General features: G+C 62.2%; 16 protein-coding genes. 1 reads left to right on the forward strand and 15 read right to left on the reverse strand.

The features are described from left to right. Positions 1-169 precede the first annotated feature (169 nt). From JV551A3_RS06785 to arcD (JV551A3_RS06850), 13 genes are all read right to left on the reverse strand, one after another. Complete coding sequence (locus JV551A3_RS06785; RefSeq protein ID WP_133978451.1) at positions 170-658, reverse strand: RDD family protein; 489 nt, start codon at positions 656-658, stop codon at positions 170-172. A gap of 90 nt (positions 659-748) precedes the next feature. After that, positions 749-961, reverse strand: coding sequence for a cold-shock protein (locus JV551A3_RS06790; RefSeq protein ID WP_075043881.1), 213 nt, complete (start codon positions 959-961; stop codon positions 749-751). Between the two features lie 358 nt (positions 962-1,319). Beyond that, on the reverse strand, positions 1,320-2,441 hold the full coding sequence (gene gcvT, locus JV551A3_RS06795) for a glycine cleavage system aminomethyltransferase GcvT (protein ID WP_133970383.1): 1,122 nt from the start codon (positions 2,439-2,441) through the stop codon (positions 1,320-1,322). Positions 2,442-2,468: 27 nt separating this feature from the next. Continuing rightward, positions 2,469-3,845 (reverse strand): L-serine ammonia-lyase, encoded by a 1,377-nt coding sequence (locus tag JV551A3_RS06800; RefSeq protein ID WP_133970382.1) that lies wholly within the window; start codon positions 3,843-3,845, stop codon positions 2,469-2,471. A gap of 150 nt (positions 3,846-3,995) precedes the next feature. After that, a complete protein-coding gene (gene gcvP / locus JV551A3_RS06810) occupies positions 3,996-6,851 on the reverse strand; it encodes an aminomethyl-transferring glycine dehydrogenase (RefSeq protein WP_133970380.1) in 2,856 nt (951 codons plus the stop codon). A gap of 10 nt (positions 6,852-6,861) precedes the next feature. After that, positions 6,862-7,245: a glycine cleavage system protein GcvH gene (gene gcvH / locus JV551A3_RS06815; RefSeq protein WP_133970379.1), complete on the reverse strand. Its 384-nt coding sequence runs from the start codon at positions 7,243-7,245 to the stop codon at positions 6,862-6,864. Between the two features lie 357 nt (positions 7,246-7,602). Continuing rightward, entirely contained in the window at positions 7,603-8,802 is a 1,200-nt protein-coding gene (gene gltS / locus JV551A3_RS06820; protein WP_133970378.1) for a sodium/glutamate symporter, read from the reverse strand. Between the two features lie 243 nt (positions 8,803-9,045). Further along, a complete protein-coding gene (locus tag JV551A3_RS06825) occupies positions 9,046-10,554 on the reverse strand; it encodes a sigma-54-dependent transcriptional regulator (RefSeq protein WP_133970377.1) in 1,509 nt (502 codons plus the stop codon). Positions 10,555-10,737: 183 nt separating this feature from the next. Then, positions 10,738-11,106, reverse strand: coding sequence for a DUF5064 family protein (locus tag JV551A3_RS06830; RefSeq protein ID WP_133970376.1), 369 nt, complete (start codon positions 11,104-11,106; stop codon positions 10,738-10,740). 54 nt (positions 11,107-11,160) lie between these two features. Then, positions 11,161-12,090: a carbamate kinase gene (gene arcC, locus JV551A3_RS06835; protein WP_133970375.1), complete on the reverse strand. Its 930-nt coding sequence runs from the start codon at positions 12,088-12,090 to the stop codon at positions 11,161-11,163. Positions 12,091-12,269: 179 nt separating this feature from the next. Then, complete coding sequence (locus JV551A3_RS06840; RefSeq protein WP_133970374.1) at positions 12,270-13,280, reverse strand: ornithine carbamoyltransferase; 1,011 nt, start codon at positions 13,278-13,280, stop codon at positions 12,270-12,272. Between the two features lie 69 nt (positions 13,281-13,349). Continuing rightward, positions 13,350-14,603, reverse strand: coding sequence for an arginine deiminase (arcA, locus tag JV551A3_RS06845; RefSeq protein ID WP_112250824.1), 1,254 nt, complete (start codon positions 14,601-14,603; stop codon positions 13,350-13,352). 33 nt (positions 14,604-14,636) lie between these two features. Beyond that, entirely contained in the window at positions 14,637-16,064 is a 1,428-nt protein-coding gene (gene arcD / locus JV551A3_RS06850) for an arginine-ornithine antiporter (RefSeq protein WP_112250826.1), read from the reverse strand. A gap of 435 nt (positions 16,065-16,499) precedes the next feature. On the opposite strand from arcD (JV551A3_RS06850), the gene arcD (JV551A3_RS06860) reads away from it, so the two are divergent. Beyond that, complete coding sequence (gene arcD / locus JV551A3_RS06860; protein WP_133970373.1) at positions 16,500-17,927, forward strand: arginine-ornithine antiporter; 1,428 nt, start codon at positions 16,500-16,502, stop codon at positions 17,925-17,927. Here the strand turns inward: arcD (JV551A3_RS06860) and JV551A3_RS06865 are convergent. Beyond that, entirely contained in the window at positions 17,907-18,323 is a 417-nt protein-coding gene (locus tag JV551A3_RS06865) for a YbaN family protein (protein ID WP_085624064.1), read from the reverse strand. The genes arcD (JV551A3_RS06860) and JV551A3_RS06865 overlap by 21 nt on opposite strands. Positions 18,324-18,377: 54 nt before the next feature. Continuing rightward, positions 18,378-18,971 carry a biliverdin-producing heme oxygenase gene (locus tag JV551A3_RS06870; protein WP_133970372.1) on the reverse strand — a complete coding sequence of 198 codons (594 nt, stop codon included), beginning with the start codon at positions 18,969-18,971 and terminating at the stop codon, positions 18,378-18,380. Between the last annotated feature and the right edge of the window lie 128 nt (positions 18,972-19,099).

The following is a 19,099-nucleotide window of genomic DNA, read 5'->3' on the forward strand; positions in this document are numbered from 1 at the left end:
GCTGCACAAAAAAGCCGACCTCAGGGTCGGCTTTTTGCTGGCATTTGTGTTGCCTTCTTCGCGGGCTTGCCCGCTCCCACAGAAACCTCACCATCCTCAGGACCTGTGATGAACCTGTGGGAGCGGGCAAGCCCGCGAAGAGGCCGGAGCAGGCAATACAAGTCTCAGTTCATTTCTTCTGCTTCGGCACCCGCACCAGCTGGCTTTCCGAATAGATGTCATGCCAACCCCGCTTGCGCTTGTCGACCAACACCCAGAAAAAACCCAACCCCAGGCACAGCCACGAGGCAATCGACACCACGAACCGCAGCAGCGCCTGCCACAGGCTGATGGCCGTGCCATCGGTGTTCTGCACGCGCACACCCCACACCTGCATGCCCAGGGTCTGCCCACCATGGGTCCAGAACTTGGCAAAGAAACCGAACAGGACGAACAGCAGCACGGTGGACAGAAGTGGGTCGCCGTCGAGTGCACCAGCCTCGGTCAGCTCACGCATGCGGGCTTCGCCGATGATCGCCATCTGGATCATCTTGTAGGCGCCGGCCGTCACGATCAGTAGCGCCGTGCACAACAGGAAGTCATAGAACATCGCCGCCAGGCGCCGACCCAGGCCGACCGGCGGAAAATCACCCTGGGGTGTAAGCAGAGGCTTGGACATGCAATACGGCTCCAGAAGACGAAGCCGCTATTCTACGGGCAAAAAAAAGCCCCTGCACTTGGCAGGGGCTTTTTCGAAGTCGGGTTCAGCTTAGCCGATGACCTGAACTTTGTCAGCTTGCAGGCCTTTCTGGCCCTGCACTGCTTCGAAGGAGACTTTCTGGCCTTCTTTCAGGCTCTTGAAGCCGTTGCCTTCGATAGCGCGGAAGTGCACGAACAGATCAGCACCGCTTTCTGGGGTGATGAAACCGTAACCTTTTTCGTCATTGAACCACTTGACGGTACCGTTCTGACGCTCAGCCATTGTCTTATTTCCTATGAAGCTTGAATTTTAATGACAGTTTCTTTTGCAATAACAGGAAGCAAAAGATTACTGGGCTGGGTTGCAGGAAAGTAAGAGACGTCGAACGGGTTGTAGCAGATTGCGGCTACTGGCCCAGGTCACGAACTGTTGCGACCCATGCAAACACAGTGCAGTGACTCTACGCCAACTCCCGAGCGAAAAACAAGCCCTTGGTCGTATGGAAAATCGGCCGTTTGCCGATAACCGACCGATTTGTCGGAAACGGCATGGCGCCTGGCCTGGCGCCATGTTCCAAAAGTTATTGGACAGGTTCGAAAACGAATATGTCGAACCTGCCCGCAACCTTCACAAAGCGGCTTCAGCCCCGGTAGTAACGTTGTGTCACGAAAGGCATTTTGCTGACTTTCAAGGCAACCTTCTTCCCGCGCACAACGGCAAACAGTGGCGTGTCGATAGCTGTATGTTCACTATCGATATAACCCATTGCTACAGGTGCACCGAGTGTCGGGCCGAAGCCGCCGCTGCACACTTTGCCTACAGGTTTATCGCTTGCATCGACAATATCCGCGCCTTCACGTACTGGCGTACGCTCCTGCGGCAACAGGCCCACACGTTTGCGCGCCACGCCATCGCGCTGGTGGGCGAAGATGGCTTCGGCACCCGGGAAGCCTGCGGCACGCGCGCCATCGGCACGGCGAACCTTGGAAATGGCCCACAGCAGGCTGGCTTCCACCGGCGTGGTCTCGGTGTTCATGTCATGGCCATACAGGCACAGGCCGGCTTCCAGGCGCAGGGAGTCGCGCGCACCCAGGCCGATCGGCTGTACTTCGGGCTCGGCCAGCAGGCGGCGGGCCAAGGCTTCGGCGGCATGTGCCGGTACCGAAATTTCGTAGCCGTCTTCGCCTGTGTAGCCCGAGCGGCTGACGAAGCAGTCTTCTCCGAGCAGTTTCACCGGGCGGAACTGCATGAAGGTCATGCCGGCCACTTCCGGCGCCAGACGCTCCAGCACCTTGACCGCCGCCGGGCCTTGCAGGGCCAGCAGGGCGCGCTGCTCGAACAGCGGCTGCACCTCGCAACGGCTGCCGATGTGCGCTTGCAGGTGGGCCAGGTCCTGCTCCTTGCAGGCGGCGTTGACCACCAGGAACAGCGTATCGTCGCTCAGGTTGGCGACCATCAGGTCGTCGAGGATGCCGCCTTGCTCATTGGTGAACATGGCATAGCGCTGCATGCCCACCGGCAGGTCGATGATATCCACCGGCACCAGGCTTTCCAGGGCCTTGGCCGCATCGCTGCCGCGCAGGATGATCTGGCCCATGTGCGAGACATCGAACAGGCCGGCCTGCTCGCGGGTGTGCAGGTGTTCCTTGAGCACGCCCAACGGGTACTGCACCGGCATGTCATAGCCGGCGAACGGCACCATGCGCGCACCCAGTTCCAGGTGCAGGGCGTGCAGTGGGGTCTTGAGCAGTGTTTCGGACATCGGTGACTCCTTGCTTTTGTTGTCGGGTCAACACTCGATGATGTTGACGGCCAGGCCGCCACGGGCGGTCTCTTTGTATTTGCTTTTCATGTCGGCGCCGGTCTGGCGCATGGTGCGGATGACCTTGTCGAGTGACACGTAGTGCTGCCCGTCGCCGCGCAAGGCCATGCGCACCGCGTTGATTGCCTTCACCGAGCCCATGGCGTTGCGCTCGATACAAGGTACCTGGACCAGCCCGCCGATCGGGTCGCAGGTCAGGCCCAGGTTGTGTTCCATGCCGATTTCGGCAGCGTTTTCCACCTGTTGCACGCTGCCCCCCATCACTTCGCACAGCGCCCCGGCGGCCATCGAACAGGCCACGCCGACCTCGCCCTGGCAGCCAACTTCGGCACCGGAGATGGAGGCGTTTTCCTTGTACAGGATGCCAATGGCTGCGGCGGTGAGCAGAAACCGCACCACCCCGTCCTCGCTGGCACCCGGTACGAAGCGCATGTAGTAGTGCAGCACCGCCGGGACGATGCCCGCCGCGCCGTTGGTCGGCGCAGTGACCACACGCCCGCCATAGGCGTTTTCCTCGTTCACCGCCAGGGCATAGAGGTTGACCCAGTCGAGTACCGACAGGGCATCGCGCAGGCTGGCTTCGGGGTGGCGGCTCAGTTGCCGGTACAACGCCGGCGCCCGGCGCTTGACCTTCAGCCCGCCAGGCAGGATGCCTTCATGCTGGCAACCGGCTTCGACGCAATCCTGCATCACCTGCCAGATGCGCAGCAGCCCGGCACGGGTTTGCGCCTCGGGGCGCCAGGCCGCCTCGTTGGCCAGCATTACCTGGCTGATCGACAGGTTTTGCCCGGTGCAATGGCCGAGCAGCTCCTTGGCGGTCTTGAACGGGTAGGTCAGCGGTGTGCTGTCCTCGACGATGCGGTCGTGGCCGGCGGCGTCCTGGTCGACCACGAAACCGCCGCCCACCGAGTAGTACTCGCGGCTGCGAATTTGCAGGCCTGCCTCGTCGAAGGCGCGGAAGATCATGCCGTTGGGGTGGTAGTCCAGCGGCTTGCGGATCATTGCCAGGTGCTGCTTTTCGGTGAAGGCGATGTCGTGCTCGCCGAGCAGGTACAGCCGACCGCTGTCGCGGATGGCCTGCAGGCGGGCAGGGATGGTGTCGGTGTCGATGACATCGGGGTGTTCACCTTCGAGGCCCAGCAGCACGGCCTTGTCGCTGCCGTGGCCCTTGCCGGTGGCGCCTAGCGAGCCGTAAAGCTCGGCCTTGACGCTGACGGTACGGGCAAGCAGTCCATCACGGCGCAGCCCTTCGGCGAAGCGCGCGGCTGCGCGCATCGGGCCGACAGTATGCGAGCTGGAGGGGCCGATGGCGATCTTGAACAGGTCGAAGACGCTCAGTGACATGGGACCTCCTGCCAGAGATGCTGAGTGGACATTGAACCCTGTGGGAGCGGGTTTACCCGCGAATGCGGCGGTAAAGCCACAATCGCATTCGCGGGTAAACCCGCTCCCACAGGGACCGCCATCCAAGGGTAGGTGGCGGGGCAGGGGCTATCAGGCGTCCTGATAGCTCTCGATCGACGGGCAGGCGCACACCAGGTTGCGGTCGCCGAACACGTTATCGACCCGGCCGACCGGCGGCCAGTACTTGCCTTCCACCAGGCTCGGCAGCGGGTACACCGCCTGCTCGCGGCTGTAGCCATGGGCCCATTCGCCAACCAGCTCGGCCGCAGTGTGCGGGGCGTTCTTCAGCGGGTTGTCGTCCTTGTCCAGGCTGCCGTTCTCGACCGCGCGAATTTCTTCGCGGATCTGGATCATCGCATCGCAGAAGCGGTCCAGTTCTTCCTTGGACTCGCTTTCGGTCGGTTCGATCATCAGCGTGCCTGCAACCGGGAAGGACATGGTCGGGGCGTGGAAGCCGAAGTCGATCAGGCGCTTGGCCACGTCGTCTACGCTGATGCCGCTGGTTTCCTTCAGCGGGCGCAGGTCGAGGATGCACTCGTGGGCAACCAGGCCATTGCCGCCGGTATACAGAACAGGATAGTGCTCTTCCAGGCGACGGGCGATGTAGTTGGCGTTGAGGATCGCCATCTGCGAGGCACGCTTGAGGCCGGCACCGCCCATCATGCGGATGTACATCCAGGTGATCGGCAGGATGCTGGCGCTGCCGAACGGCGCGGCGCAAACCGCGCCCTCGGTGTTTTCCAGCTGCGCGTGGCCGGGCAGGAACGGCGCCAGGTGCGACTTGACACCGATCGGGCCGACGCCCGGGCCGCCACCGCCGTGCGGGATGCAGAAGGTCTTGTGCAGGTTCAGATGCGAAACGTCGCCACCGAACTTGCCCGGGGCGCACAGGCCGACCATGGCGTTCATGTTGGCGCCGTCGATGTACACCTGGCCACCGTTGTCGTGGATGATCGCGCAGATTTCGCCGATCGCTTCCTCGAACACGCCGTGGGTCGACGGGTAGGTGATCATGATCGCGGCCAGGCGCTCGCGGTGCTCGATGGCCTTGGCGCGCAGGTCCTCGACATCGACGTTGCCGCGGGCATCACAGGCGGTGACCACCACGCGCATGCCGGCCATGTGCGCGGTTGCCGGGTTGGTGCCGTGGGCCGACGACGGGATCAGGCAGATGTCGCGGTGGCCTTCGCCACGGCTGCGGTGATAGGCGCGGATGGCCAGCAGGCCTGCGTACTCGCCCTGGGAACCGGCGTTGGGCTGCAGCGACACGGCGTCGTAGCCGGTGGCGGCGCAGAGCATGGCCTCCAGCTCGGTGGTCATTTGCAGGTAGCCCTGGCTCTGCTCGGCCGGGGCAAACGGGTGCAGGTTGCCGAACTCGGCCCAGGTGACAGGGATCATTTCGCTGGCGGCGTTCAGCTTCATGGTGCACGAGCCCAGCGGGATCATGCTGCGGTCCAGCGCCAGGTCCTTGTCGGCCAGGCGGCGCAGGTAGCGCATCAGCTCGGTTTCGCTGTGGTAGCGGTTGAATACCGGGTGCGCGAGGATGGCCGACTGACGCAGCAGGGCGGCAGGCAGCAGCGAGCCGGTGCTGGCGGCCAGTGCGTTGAAGTCCGGCTGGGCCAGGTCGCCACCGATCAGTTGCCACAGGGCCTCGACATCGCCCTGGCTACTGGTTTCGTCCAGCGACAGGCCCACGTGGGCGGCGTCGATCTGGCGCAAGTTGATGCCCTGGGCGCGCGCCTTTTCATGCAGGCCGGCAGTGGCATTGCCGGTGGCCAGGGTCAGGGTGTCGAAGGCGCTGGCGCCTACTACCTGTACGCCTAGCGTTTTCAGGCCGGCGGCCAGGATCGCGGTCAGGGCGTGGGTACGTTCGGCGATGCGCTTGAGGCCGGCCGGGCCGTGGTACACGGCGAACATGCTGGCGATGTTGGCCAGCAGCACCTGTGCGGTGCAGATGTTGCTGGTGGCCTTTTCGCGGCGGATGTGCTGTTCGCGGGTCTGCATGGCCAGGCGCAGGGCGGTCTTGCCGAAGCGGTCGATCGACACACCGACCAGGCGGCCCGGCATGTCGCGCTTGAATGCGTCACGGGTGGAGAAGTAGGCCGCGTGCGGCCCACCGAAGCCCAGTGGTACGCCGAAGCGCTGGGCGCTGCCGATGGCCACGTCGGCACCGAATTCGCCCGGCGGGGTCAGCAGGGTCAGGGCCAGCAGGTCGGCGGCAACGGCGACCAGGGCATTGGCTGCGTGGAAGCGCTCGACCACTTCGCGGTAGTCGAACACTTCACCGTTGCTGGCCGGGTACTGCAGCAGGGCGCCGAAGAAGGCGCTGACATCGCTGAGCTCGCGCTCGTCGCCGACCACGATCTCGATGCCCAGCGGTTCGGCACGGGTGCGCAGCACGTCGAGGGTTTGCGGGTGGCAGTGCACGGAGGCAAAGAAGGCGTGGCTGGCCTTGTTCTTCGACAGGCGCTTGCAGAAGGTCATTGCCTCGGCGGCAGCGGTGGCTTCGTCGAGCAGCGAGGCGTTGGCGATCGGCAGGCCGGTCAGGTCGCTGATCAGAGTCTGGAAGTTCAGCAGCGCTTCCAGACGGCCCTGGGAAATTTCTGGCTGGTACGGGGTATAGGCGGTGTACCAGGCCGGGTTTTCCAGCAGGTTGCGCAGGATCGGCGCCGGGGTGTGGGTATTGTAGTAGCCCTGGCCGATGTAGCTCTTGAACAGTTGGTTCTTGCCGGCGATGGCCTTGAGCGCGGCGAGCGCGTCGGCTTCGCTCTGGCCGTCGTGCGAGCCGAGCACGCTGGTGCCCTTGATGCTGTCAGGGATGACCGCGGCGGTCATGGCTTCCAGCGAGTCGAAGCCGAGGGCGGCCAGCATGGCCTGCTCGTCAGCGGCGCGCGGGCCGATGTGGCGGGCGATGAATTCGTTGGCGGTGCCGAGGTTGATGGTCATGGCGGGTTCCTCAGGCGTCGTCGTTGGCTTTGATCAGGCGGTCATAGGCGTCCTGGTCGAGCAGGGCGGTGACTTCGCTCATGTCGGTCGGTTTGAAGCGGAAGAACCAGCCTTCGCCCATCGGGTCTTCGTTGACCAGTTCCGGGCTGTCTTCGAGCTGATCGTTGATCTGGACCACTTCGCCGGTCAGAGGCATGTACACACCGCTTGCGGCCTTGACCGACTCGACGGTGGACGCTTCGCTGCCTTTCTCATACTGCTGCAACTCTGGCAGTTGCACGAAAACCACATCGCCAAGGGCGTTCTGGGCGTAGGCGGTGATGCCCACGGTGACGCTGCCATCGGCTTCGACGCGCAGCCATTCGTGATCTTCAGTAAAACGCAACTCGCTCATGGGGAATCCTCGGGAAGCAGGGCGTTGGGCGCGGTGGCTCCGCGCTCTTGGGGTTGGGATTCCCTTAGCAAAAATGCGGCCAATCGTTAAAAACAGTTATAAATCAATAGGTTGTATGTTTTTCGTAACCGTTTTGTCATTCTTGTGGAACGAAAACGCTACGGTCGGTGTGGGGTGGAAAAGGGTTTGGGGATCAAACCCTTGCATAACCGTGTGCGGAGGGGGTGTGTATCGATTTCAATACGATGTATTGAATTCGATACGATTTCTCAGTGCAGGGCGCATGATCAAGGCTGAGCCTCAGGCATAAGCTGAGGCGCTCTTGAACTACGCCCTGGAGCATGGACTGATCTCGACCTAGGAAAAGAAGGGCAATGCCAGATATAGCTTGATGACAATGACATTGATGATGTCGATGAAGAATGCCCCCACCATCGGTACCACCAGGAAGGCAATGCGCGAGGCTCCGTAGCGCTGGGTCACCGCTTGCATGTTGGCAATTGCCGTCGGCGTTGCGCCCAGGCCGAAGCCGCAATGCCCGGCAGCCAGTACCGCTGCATCATAGTTGCGGCCCATGACCCTGAACGTGACGAATATCGCGAACAGTGCCATGACCAGTGTCTGCGCGGCGAGCAATGCAAAGAACGGTAATGCCAATGCTGAAAGGTCCCACAACTTGAGCGACATCAAGGCAATAGCCAGGAATAACGACAAACTCACATTGCCCAATACCGAGACTTCCCGTTCGAATACTTGATAAAAGCCGAGCGCCGAAAGGCCGTTTCGCAACACCACACCCACGAACAACACGCAGACGAACGTTGGCAGTTCAAGCGCAGTGCCTTTCAGCAAGCCGCCGAGTAACGAGCCCGCGAGCAGGCTGACAGCGATCAGTGCCAATGTTTCGATAAATGAAAACGGCGTAATCAGGCGCTCTTTGTCTGGTTGTTCGAAACCCTTGGGCAGTTGTGGTGCTGCTTCTTCGATACCTGGTGTCGTTACCCGCTTGATCAGCAACCGGGCAACCGGGCCACCAATCAGGCCACCCAGTACCAGGCCGAAGGTAGCTGATGCCAATGCCAGTTCGGAGGCCGAGGCCAGGCCAAATTTTTCGGTGAAAGTCGCCCCCCACGCAGCGCCTGTGCCGTGGCCGCCCGACAAGGTGATGGAGCCGGCCAGCAGGCCCATCAGCGGATCGAGCCCCAGTGCGGTTGCCAGGCCGATGCCCATGGCGTTCTGAACCAGCAGCAAGCCGGTCACCACCAGCAGGAACACGGTAACCACGCGGCCACCTTTTTTCAGGCTGGCAAAGTCAGCACTCAAGCCGATGGTGGCGAAGAATGCCAGCATCAGAGGAGTTTGCAGTGAAGTGTCGAATTGCACGTGGACATCGAAACTGCGCAACGCCAGCAATGCCAGGGCCACTACCAGGCCGCCAGCGACAGGTTCCGGAATATTGTAAGTGCGCAAGAAACCAATACGCGCGACCAGGCCGCGACCTAATAGCAATACCAAAGAGGCGGCTACAAGTGTCCCGTAAAAATCGAGTTCAAACATCAGATGCTCTCGTTATATCCAGTAGCGGACCACTTCCCGCTATGGGGCGGGCAAGTGGGATGACAGGTGGGAATACACTGTCACCATTCTACGAGGCATCCGTGGGAGAGTATCTTTCGCCAGTGTAGGAAAAGTCTGAATAACAAGCGTATTATTACAGCAACTATCAGGTTTTGCCCTGCGGTCTGTCAGTCAAGCAATAAGGGGCTGCGTAGCAGCCCCATTGACGCTATCTGAAAAGCATCAGGGCTTGCCCGGTATTCCATATTTGCGCAGGCGCTGCGCAATGGCGGTATGTGAAGTTTGCAAGCGCCCGGCCAGTTGCCGTGTCGACGGGTAGCTGGCGTACAGGCGTTGCAGCAGCTCGCGCTCGAAATCGCCCACGGCCTGTTCCAGGCTGGCCACTTCGCCGTCCTGGCCACCAGCGACCGAGGTACCGGCGATATCCAGGTCACCGATGTCCACCAGGTTGCCCTCGCATATGGCGGCTGCGCGGAAAATCACGTTCTGCAACTGGCGCACGTTGCCCGGCCAGGGGTTGGCCAGCAGTGCCGAATGGGTAGCGGCCGTCAGCCGGCAGGCGGGGCGCTGGATTTGCGTGCAGGCCTGCTGCATGAAGAAGTGCGCCAGCATCAGGATATCCTGGCCACGCTCGCGTAGCGGCGGCACCTGCAAGTTGAGCACGTTCAGGCGGTAGAACAGGTCTTCGCGGAAGCTGCCTTCGGCGACCATCCGCTCCAAGTCGCGGTGGGTGGCGCTGATGATGCGTACATCCACCTTCACTTCGCGGTCGCCACCTACCCGGCGGAAGCTGCCATCGCTGAGAAAGCGCAGCAGCTTGGCCTGCAGGTACGGCGACATCTCGCCTATTTCATCGAGGAACACCGTGCCCTGGTTGGCCAGCTCCATCAGCCCGGGCTTGCCGCCCCGTTGTGCGCCGGTGAAGGCGCCAGGGGCGTAACCGAACAGTTCGCTCTCGGCCAGGCTCTCGGGTAGCGCAGCGCAGTTCAGCGCCAGGAATGGCGCTGCGTGGCGGCTGCTGATGGCATGGCAGGCGCGGGCTACCAGTTCTTTGCCGGTGCCGGTTTCGCCATGCACCAGCAGCGGTGCATCGAGCGCCGCCACACGCAGGGCACGGGCCTTGAGGGTGCGGATGGCCGGTGACTCGCCGAGCAAGGCATCGAAGCCTTCGGCATGATCGTGGTGCAGGGCCGATAGGCGTTCGCCCATGCGCGTGGGTGGGTACAGCGTCAGCAGGCCACCGGCATTGGTGATCGGCATGGCGTCCAGCAGCAAGCTCTGGCCGTTGAGCTGCATTTCGCGCATGGGCAGGTGGAAGTTGTTATCCAGCAAGGCTTGCAACAGCGCCGGATCACCGAACAGTTCACCCACCGAGCGCCCGGCCGATTCGCGACCGCACAGTTCGATAAATGCCGGGTTGGCCAGCAGCACCTTGCCGGCACTGTCCACGGCCAGCACCGGGTCGCTCATTGCCGCCAGCAGGGCATCGAGCTGCAGGTGCCGGCGTTGGCCAGGGAGGATGTCGACCACGTCCACCGATTGCACGCCATGCACCTCGAACAGCGCGTCGTGCAGTTCTTCGAGCACGGCGGGGCTGAGGGTGGGGGCGTCGATATAGACGTTCGGCGGGACCATCTCCACGGCGTCCAGGTTGAGGTTGCGGGCACCGAGCAGGGCGAGGACTTCCTGGGTGATGCCGACGCGGTCGATGAAGCTGACGTGGATGCGCATGGGGAGGGCGAGGTGGTGGCCGGGGAGGCAGTATTATGCCTTAACATCGCCGGGGCCGCTTTGCGGCCCATCGCGACGCAAGGCCGCTCCCACAAGTATCGCGCAGGCCTTGGGGTCAGCGGCCAACCTGTGGGAGCGGCCTTGCGTCGCGATGGGCTGCAAAGCAGCCCCCGGTTCCTGAAATCACTCCAGATGTTCAGGCTTGATCGGATCGCCCGACTTCACATCGAGCTTCTGGCGGATGTCTTCGAACATTGCGTCGTACAGCTTGTGCGGCGAACCCAGGGTCTCGAACTTCTGGTGCGGCGCCAGGTAGGACTGGGCCTTGCGCGAGGCGACCATGAGGAAGCTGGGCAGCACCTGGTCCTTGGGCAGGAAGAACTTGTCGTCGATCGTCTTGCCTTCAATGGTACCGTGCATGCGGAACTGGATGCCGCGGCCTTCCTTGGGGTCTGTCGCCGCCTCGTATTCGATGTTCAGGTCATAGCTGTGGTCGTTCTTGTTCAGCGCGGTGCGCTCGATGTGTACATGACCGGGCTGGTACTGGGCCATGGCGGACTCCTCTGGAAGGTGAAAATGGCGGGCCCATCGGCCCGCCCACTGCATTCAACGGTAGCTGATCCCCGGCTTGGCGGTGGATACTCGCGTACCGGCAGTGCCTTTGACGATGTCTTCGATGTTTTCCAGCGAACTGATCACCGCCACCTTGCCGGTATTACGGGCAAAATCGCAGGCCGCCTGCACCTTCGGCCCCATGGAGCCGGCAGCGAAGCCGAGGCGTTCCAGTTCGTCGGGGTGCGCCTGGGCGATGGCTTTCTGGGTCGGCTTGCCCCAGTCGATGTAGGCCGCATCGACGTCGGTGGCGATGATCAGCAGGTCGGCGTCCAGCTGCTCCGCCAGTAGTGCCGAACACAGGTCCTTGTCGATCACCGCCTCGATGCCTTTGAGCTTGCGGTTCTCATCGTACATGGTGGGGATGCCGCCGCCGCCGGCGCAGATCACGATGCTGCTCTTTTCCAGCAGCCACTTGATCGGGCGGATTTCGAAGATGCGCTTGGGTTTCGGGCTGGCTACCACGCGGCGGTACTTGTCGCCGTCAGGCTTGACCACCCAACCCTTTTCCTTGGCCAGGTGCTCGGCCTCTTCCTTGGCATAGACCGGGCCGATGAACTTGGTCGGGTCTTTGAAGGCGGGGTCGTTGGCGTCCACTTCGACCTGGGTCAGCAGGGTGGCGAACGGCACTTCGAAGGCCAGCAGGTTGCCCAGTTCCTGTTCGATCATGTAGCCGATCATGCCCTCGGTCTCGGCACCCAGCACGTCCAGCGGGTAGGCCTCGTCGGGCTTGTAGGACAGGCCCTGCAGCGACAGCAGGCCAACTTGCGGGCCGTTGCCGTGGGCGATGACCAGCTCGTTGCCAGGGTGGATCTTGGCGATCTGTTCGGTAGCGGTGCGGATATTGGCGCGCTGGTTGTCAGCGGTCATCGGCTCGCCGCGACGCAGCAGGGCGTTGCCGCCCAATGCAACAACGATACGCATGGGGAATGTCCTTTAACGAAAGAAGGGAGCGCTGTTCTCTACCGGTATCGCCCTCCTTTGTGGGAGCGGGTTTACCCGCGAAAGCGTCAGCCCATGCAGCGCGGCTGGTGCTACTGACGCATTCGCGGGTAAACCCGCTCCCACAGGGATCCGGGTTGCCCGGCTTGTCGTGTCAGCCTTTACAGGTCAGCCAGCGTCGAAACCAGGATCGCCTTGATCGTGTGCATGCGGTTTTCCGCCTGCTCGAAGGCGATGCAGGCCGGCGACTCGAAGACGTCGTCGGTCACTTCGATACCGTTGGCCAGGTCCGGGTACTGTTCGGCGATCTGCTTGCCTACCTTGGTTTCGGAGTTGTGGAACGCCGGCAGGCAGTGCATGAACTTGGTCCGCGGGTTGCCGGTGGACTTCATTAGTTGTGTATTCACCTGAAACGGCTTGAGCAGCTTGATGCGCTCGCCCCAGGCTTCGATCGGCTCACCCATCGATACCCACACGTCGGTGTGCACGAAGTCCACACCCTTGACCGCGGCGAGCGGGTCTTCGGTGAGGGTGATGCGCGCACCGCTTTCCTCGGCGTACTTGTGGCAACGCTCGACCAGGTCGTCATGCGGCCACAGCGCCTTGGGCGCGGCGATGCGCACGTCCATGCCGAGCTTGGCACCGATCAGCAGCAACGAGTTGCCCATGTTGTTGCGGGCGTCGCCCAGGTAGGCGTAGCTGATGTCATGCAGCGGCTTGTCGCTGTGCTCACGCATGGTCAGCACGTCGGCAATCATCTGCGTCGGGTGGTATTCGTCGGTCAGGCCGTTGAACACCGGAACACCGGCGAACTTGGCCAGCTCTTCGACGATTTCCTGCTTGAAGCCACGGTACTCGATGGCGTCATACATGCGCCCGAGCACGCGGGCGGTGTCCTTCATGCTCTCCTTGTGGCCGATCTGCGAAGAGTTGGGGTCGATGTAGGTAACGTTGGCGCCCTGGTCGTAGGCGGCCACTTCGAAGGCGCAGCGGGTACGGGTAGAGGTTTTTTCGAAGATCAGGGCGATGTTATTGCCCTTCAGGTGTTGTTGTTCGGTGCCGGTGTACTTGGCGCGCTTGAGGTCACGGGACAGGTCCAGCAGGTAGCGCAGCTCGCGGGTGGTGTGGTGTTCCAGGCTGAGCAGGTTGCGGTTGTGAATATTGAACGCCATGACATTTCTCCTTGAGTTTGGTGAACGCACCGGCCGCCGCTTCGTGAGGGCGGCCGGGGGTAATGGTCGTTAGTAGTCGATAGGGTCGCGCACGATCGGGCAGGTCATGCAGTGGCCGCCGCCACGGCCCCGGCCCAGTTCGCCGGCGCTGATGGTGATGACCTCGATCCCGGCCTTGCGCAGCAGGGTATTGGTGTAGGTGTTGCGGTCGTAGCCAATGACCACGCCCGGCTCGATGGCCACCACGTTGTTGCCGTCATCCCACTGTTCGCGTTCGGCGGCGAAGCTGTTGCCGCCGGTCTCGACCACGCGCAGCTTGACCCCCAGTTGCTCGCCCACCACCTCGATGAACGACTTGTTGATGCGGCGAACATCCATGCCGTAAGGCTTGCTTTCGTCGGGGCGGATGATGAATGGAATGATCTCTTTCACCACTTCCGGGAAGACCGTGACCAGGTCGCGGTCGCAGAAGCTGAACACTGTGTCCAGGTGCATGGCGGCGCGGGATTTCGGCAGGCCGGCGACGATCACTTCCTTGACTGCGCCCTTGGCGAACAGGTTGCGCGCCAACTGGCCGATGGCCTGACGCGAGGTGCGCTCGCCCATGCCGATCAGCACGATGCCGTTGCCGATCGGCATCACGTCACCGCCTTCGAGGGTGGACTGGCCGTGTTCCTTGTCCGGGTCGCCGTACCAGACTTCGAAGTCGGCGTTGGTGAACTCCTTGTGGAACTTGTAGATGGCGGTGGTCAGCAGGGTTTCCTGACGGCGCGCAGGCCAGTACATCGGGTTCAGGGTGACACCGCCGTAGATCCAGCAAGTGGTGTCGCGGGTGAACTGGGTGTTGGGCAGTGGCGGCAGGATGAAGCTGGAGTGGCCCAGGTAGTCGTTGTACATCTTGACCACATCGGCGCCTTCGCTTTGTGGCAGGTCCTGGCCGGCCACGCCGCCAATCAGGAACTCGGCCAGATGGCGCGGCTCGAGGCCTTCGAGCCAGCTGCGCACTTCGTTGTTCAGGCCCACGCCGACGGTGTCATCGGTGATCTTGCGGTCGAGGATCCACTTCAATGCTTCGGGTTGCTGCACGATATCGGTCAGCAGGTTGTGCATTTCCAGCACATCGACGCCGCGCTCGCGCATCTTGGTGACGAAGTCGAAATGGTCACGCTTGGCCTGGTCGACCCAGATCACGTCGTCGAACAGCAGCTCGTCACAGTTGCTCGGCGTCAGGCGCTTGTGCGCCAGGCCCGGGGCGCAAACCATCACCTTGCGCAGTTTGCCGGCTTCGGAGTGGACACCGTACTTCTGTTTTTCAGCGGACATGATTTCATTCCTCCAGTTGAACGAAGACGTGGGTCAAAGAGTCAGGAAGCCGTCGTACAGGCCAAAGGCTGCCACCAGGGCGCCGATGACCACGGCTGCGAAGATCAGCTTTTCCACGTTGGTGAAGACAGGTTGGCCGACTTCACGCTTGGCCTTGGCGAACAGGATTGCGCCAGGTGCGTAGAGCAGGGCCGAGAGCAGCAGGTATTTCACACCGCCGGCGTACAGCAGCCAGACGGCATACAACAGGGCGATGCCGCCGATGATCAGGTCTTTCTTGCGCTCAGCCAGGGCCTGTTCGTAGGTTTCGCTGCGCCATGCCAGCAGGAAGGCGTAGGCCGCCGACCACAGGTAAGGCACCAGGATCATCGATGTGGCCAGGTAGATCAGCGACAGATAGGTGCTGTTGGAGAACAGCGTAATCACCAGGAAGATCTGCACCATGGCGTTGGTCAGCCACAGGGCGTTGGCCGGTACCTGGTTGGCGTTCTCGCGGCGCAGGAACTCCGGCATGGTGTGGTCCTTGGCGGCGGCGAACATGATCTCGGCGCACAGCAGCACCCACGACAGCAGCGCCCCGAGCAGCGAGATGATCAGGCCGACGCTGATCAGCACCGCACCCCAGTGGCCGACCACATGCTCCAGCACGGCAGCCATCGACGGGTTCTGCAGCTTGGCCAGTTCCGGCTGGGTCATGATGCCCAGCGACAGTACGTTGACCAGCACCAGGAACAGCAGCACGGTGACGAAGCCGATGACCGTGGCCTTGCCCACGTCAGAGCGTTTTTCCGCCCGCGACGAGAAGATGCTCGCACCCTCGATGCCGATGAACACCCACACGGTGACCAGCATCATGTTGCGCACCTGGTTCATCACGCTGCCAAGTTCTGGCGTGCCCACCGCCCAGATGTCGGCGGTGAAGATGTCGAGCTTGAAGGCGAACAGGCAGATCAGGGCGAACAGCAGCAGCGGCACTACCTTGGCCACGGTGGTGACCAGGTTGATGAACGCCGCTTCCTTGATGCCGCGCAGTACCAGGAAGTGCACCGCCCACAGCAGCACCGACGCGCCGATGATGGCAGCGGGGGTGTTGCCTTCGCCGAAAATCGGGAAGAAGTAGCCCAGGGTGCTGAACAGCAGCACGAAGTAGCCGACGTTGCCCAGCCAGGCACTGATCCAGTAGCCCCAGGCCGAGGAGAAGCCCATGTAGTCGCCGAAACCGGCCTTGGCGTAGGCATACACCCCGCCATCCAGGTCAGGCTTGCGGTTGGCCAGGGTCTGGAACACGAAGGCCAGGGTCAGCATGCCGACCGCGGTGATTGCCCAGCCGATCAGCACAGCGCCAACCCCTGCGCTGGCCGCCATGTTTTGCGGCAGCGAGAAGATCCCGCCACCAATCATCGAACCGACGACAAGTGCAACTAACGCGCCGAGCTTTAGTTTTCCGGATGAATCAGACATTTAACAACTCCTGCCAGGAGAAAGTTGACGACAGAGTAAATCCGACGCCGCTGCCATTCGCTGACTTGGGTCAGTTCATGGCGACGTGAAGTAGGAAAATTCCTTCACGAAGCTCCTGGAGAGTGCCGACAACTTATGCTGCAAGCCTTGCACGCTGGCACCTCCATGTCCTTCTAGAGCAAACGCTCTGTTCAGCCTGCGATGCTTGAAGCTAGCCGCTTTTGCCGCTTTCGCAAATTTTTCACAAGAATTTCGAGTTTTATCGGGTTCTTTTCTAGTTGCTCGGGAGCTGCTAGTTTTTTACCAACGGGGGCCATAGACAAAGCAGTTATTAGTGCTATAGCTTCATTGGTCAGGATCATTATAAGTAACAGCATTTAATGGACCGCACGGCTGTTTCAAGCCCATGACAGCGCGCAAAAAAAAGGAAGGCTCATGAGCGAACCGGGACAGAAGCTGCGCCTGGGCGCGCTGATCGCATTGGTGGTCGGCTCGATGATTGGTGGTGGAATATTCTCGTTGCCGCAGAACATGGCGGCGCGTGCCGACGTGGGCGCGGTGCTGATCGGCTGGGGCATCACAGCCGTTGGCATGCTGGCGCTGGCGTTCGTGTTCCAGACCCTGGCCAACCGCAAGCCGGAGCTGGATTCGGGGGTGTACGCCTACGCCAAGGCCGGCTTTGGCGAGTACATGGGTTTTTCCTCGGCCTGGGGCTATTGGATCAGTGCCTGGCTGGGCAACGTCGGCTACTTCGTGCTGCTGTTCAGCACCTTGGGCTTCTATTTCCCGGTGTTCGGCGAGGGCAACACGCCAATCGCCATCGGCTGCGCCTCGCTGCTGCTGTGGGCGGTGCACTTCCTGGTGCTGCGCGGTATCAAGGAGGCGGCGTTCATCAACCAGGTGACCACCGTGGCCAAGGTGGTGCCGTTGCTGATTTTCGTGGTGATCGCGGCGTTCGCCTTCCGCGCCGATATCTTCACGCGTGATATCTGGGGCCTGAGCAACCCACAGTTCGGCAGCGTGCTGGAGCAGGTGCGCAACATGATGCTGGTCACCGTGTTCGTATTCATCGGCATCGAAGGCGCCAGTGTGTATTCCGGACGTGCCGAGCGCCGGTCGGATGTGGGCAAGGCTACGGTGATCGGTTTCCTGGGGGTGCTGGCGCTGCTGGTGCTGGTCAACGTGTTGTCGCTGGGGGTGATGACCCAGCCGGAACTGGCCGGGCTGCAGAACCCATCGCTGGCTTCGGTACTGGAGCATATCGTCGGGCCGTGGGGCGCCTTGCTGATCAGTATCGGCCTGGCGGTTTCGCTGCTTGGCGCGCTGCTGTCCTGGGCGTTGCTGTGCGCCGAGATCCTCTTCGCCACGGCGCGGGACAAGACCATGCCGCGCTTCCTGGCCAAGGAAAACGCCAACCATGTGCCGGCCAACGCCCTGTGGCTGACCAACTGCATGATCCAGGGCTTCCTGCTGATCACGCTGTTTTCCGCCGGTACCTATACCAGCCTGATCTACCTGGCCTCGTCGATGATCCTGGTGCCCTACCTGTGGTCGGCGGCCTACGCTGTGTTGTTGGCGGTGCGTAAGGAAACCTACGATGGGCAGCCGGCCCTGCGCCGCAAGGACTTGCTGGTGGCGTTGGTTGCCCTGGTGTATGCCGTGTGGCTGTTGTATGCCGGCGGGCTCAAGTACCTGCTGCTGTCAGCACTGCTGTATGCGCCGGGCGTGATCCTGTTCGCCAGGGCCAAGCATGAGCAGGGAAAAGCCTTGTTCACCACCTGGGAAAAGCTGATTTTCGCCGCCGTGCTGGCAGGTGCCGCGCTGGCGGCCTATGCCCTGTACTCAGGGCTGCTGAGCTTGTGACGGGGCAGGGCAGGGGGCGTGCTCCGGGCGTGACCAGATCCATAGGTTGCCCAGGGTCATGCCGGCAATGGCCAGGAATACCGGCCAGCGGTGTTCCAGGAGTGTCAGCATCAGGCCCGCACACAGCAGCATGCTGAGGGTCGCGCTGACCTTGGCCCGCCGCTGGATCACCTTGCCATTGCGCCAGTTGTGCAGGATCGGCCCGAAAAGCCGGTGGTTTTCCAGCCAGGCAGACAGGCGCGGTGAACTACGGGTGGCCGCCCAGGCGGCCAGCAGGATGAATTCGGTGGTCGGCAGGCCGGGAATGACGATCGCGACCAGGCCCACACCCAGGCTCACGTAAGCCAGGATCGCATACAGCAGGCGGGCGAGTTTCGAGCGGGCGGGTCGGGTCATGGTCTCACTGCTTAAAACGGTTCGGCCACCGGTAGGGTGGCCGGGTACGGCGTGTCAAACCAGCGCGGCATCCGCGGCATAGGCGTGCTTGAGCAGCTCGGTGAAGCGCTCGAACGCCGCAACTGCGCCGCGTTCGGCAGCGGCTTCCTCTTCGGCCGACAGGGCCAGGCCATCAAGAATGCGGGTGAACTGCTTCCAGCCTTCGGCACGGCCACCGGCCGGTTCGCCCAGGTGTCGGGCACCAAAGCTGTCGGACAGTCCCAGGGCCACGGCACGCTTGATCAGAAACGCAGCGCCCAGTTTGGAGCCTTCAGAGACGAAGATCCAGCCCATTGCCTCGCCCAGGCTCGGGTTGCGCAGAGCACCCGGTACGGCTGGCGGTACTTCGGTGTCGAGATCGGCGAGGTCCAGGCGGGCCTGTTCGGCACGGCAGCGCTCGGCCAGGTCGGGGACGATGGCGATCAGTTGCGGGTCGTTGTACAGGGCCTGCAGCTCAGCCTGGAACAGGTACTGGGCGACCACGAAGCGGGCGAAGCTTTCGCGGCTGTCGAAGGGTGCATGGGCTTTGACCAAGGCATCCAGTTCGGCGTGGGGAGCGTGGGTGATCTGGTTGAGGCGCTGGGAGCGCAGGGCTGGGCGGTCGGTCATGGGGCAGTCCTTGGAAAAGGGGCATTTAGAGACAAGACGAAACAGCGGGGGCGGGACAGTAAAAAAATCGGTCTTTCGTGTTGCTTGTACTGGCCTCTTCGCGGGCATGCCCGCTCCCACAGGAACAT

The sequence above is a fragment of the Pseudomonas inefficax genome, assembly GCF_900277125.1.
GTDB lineage: Bacteria > Pseudomonadota > Gammaproteobacteria > Pseudomonadales > Pseudomonadaceae > Aquipseudomonas > Aquipseudomonas inefficax.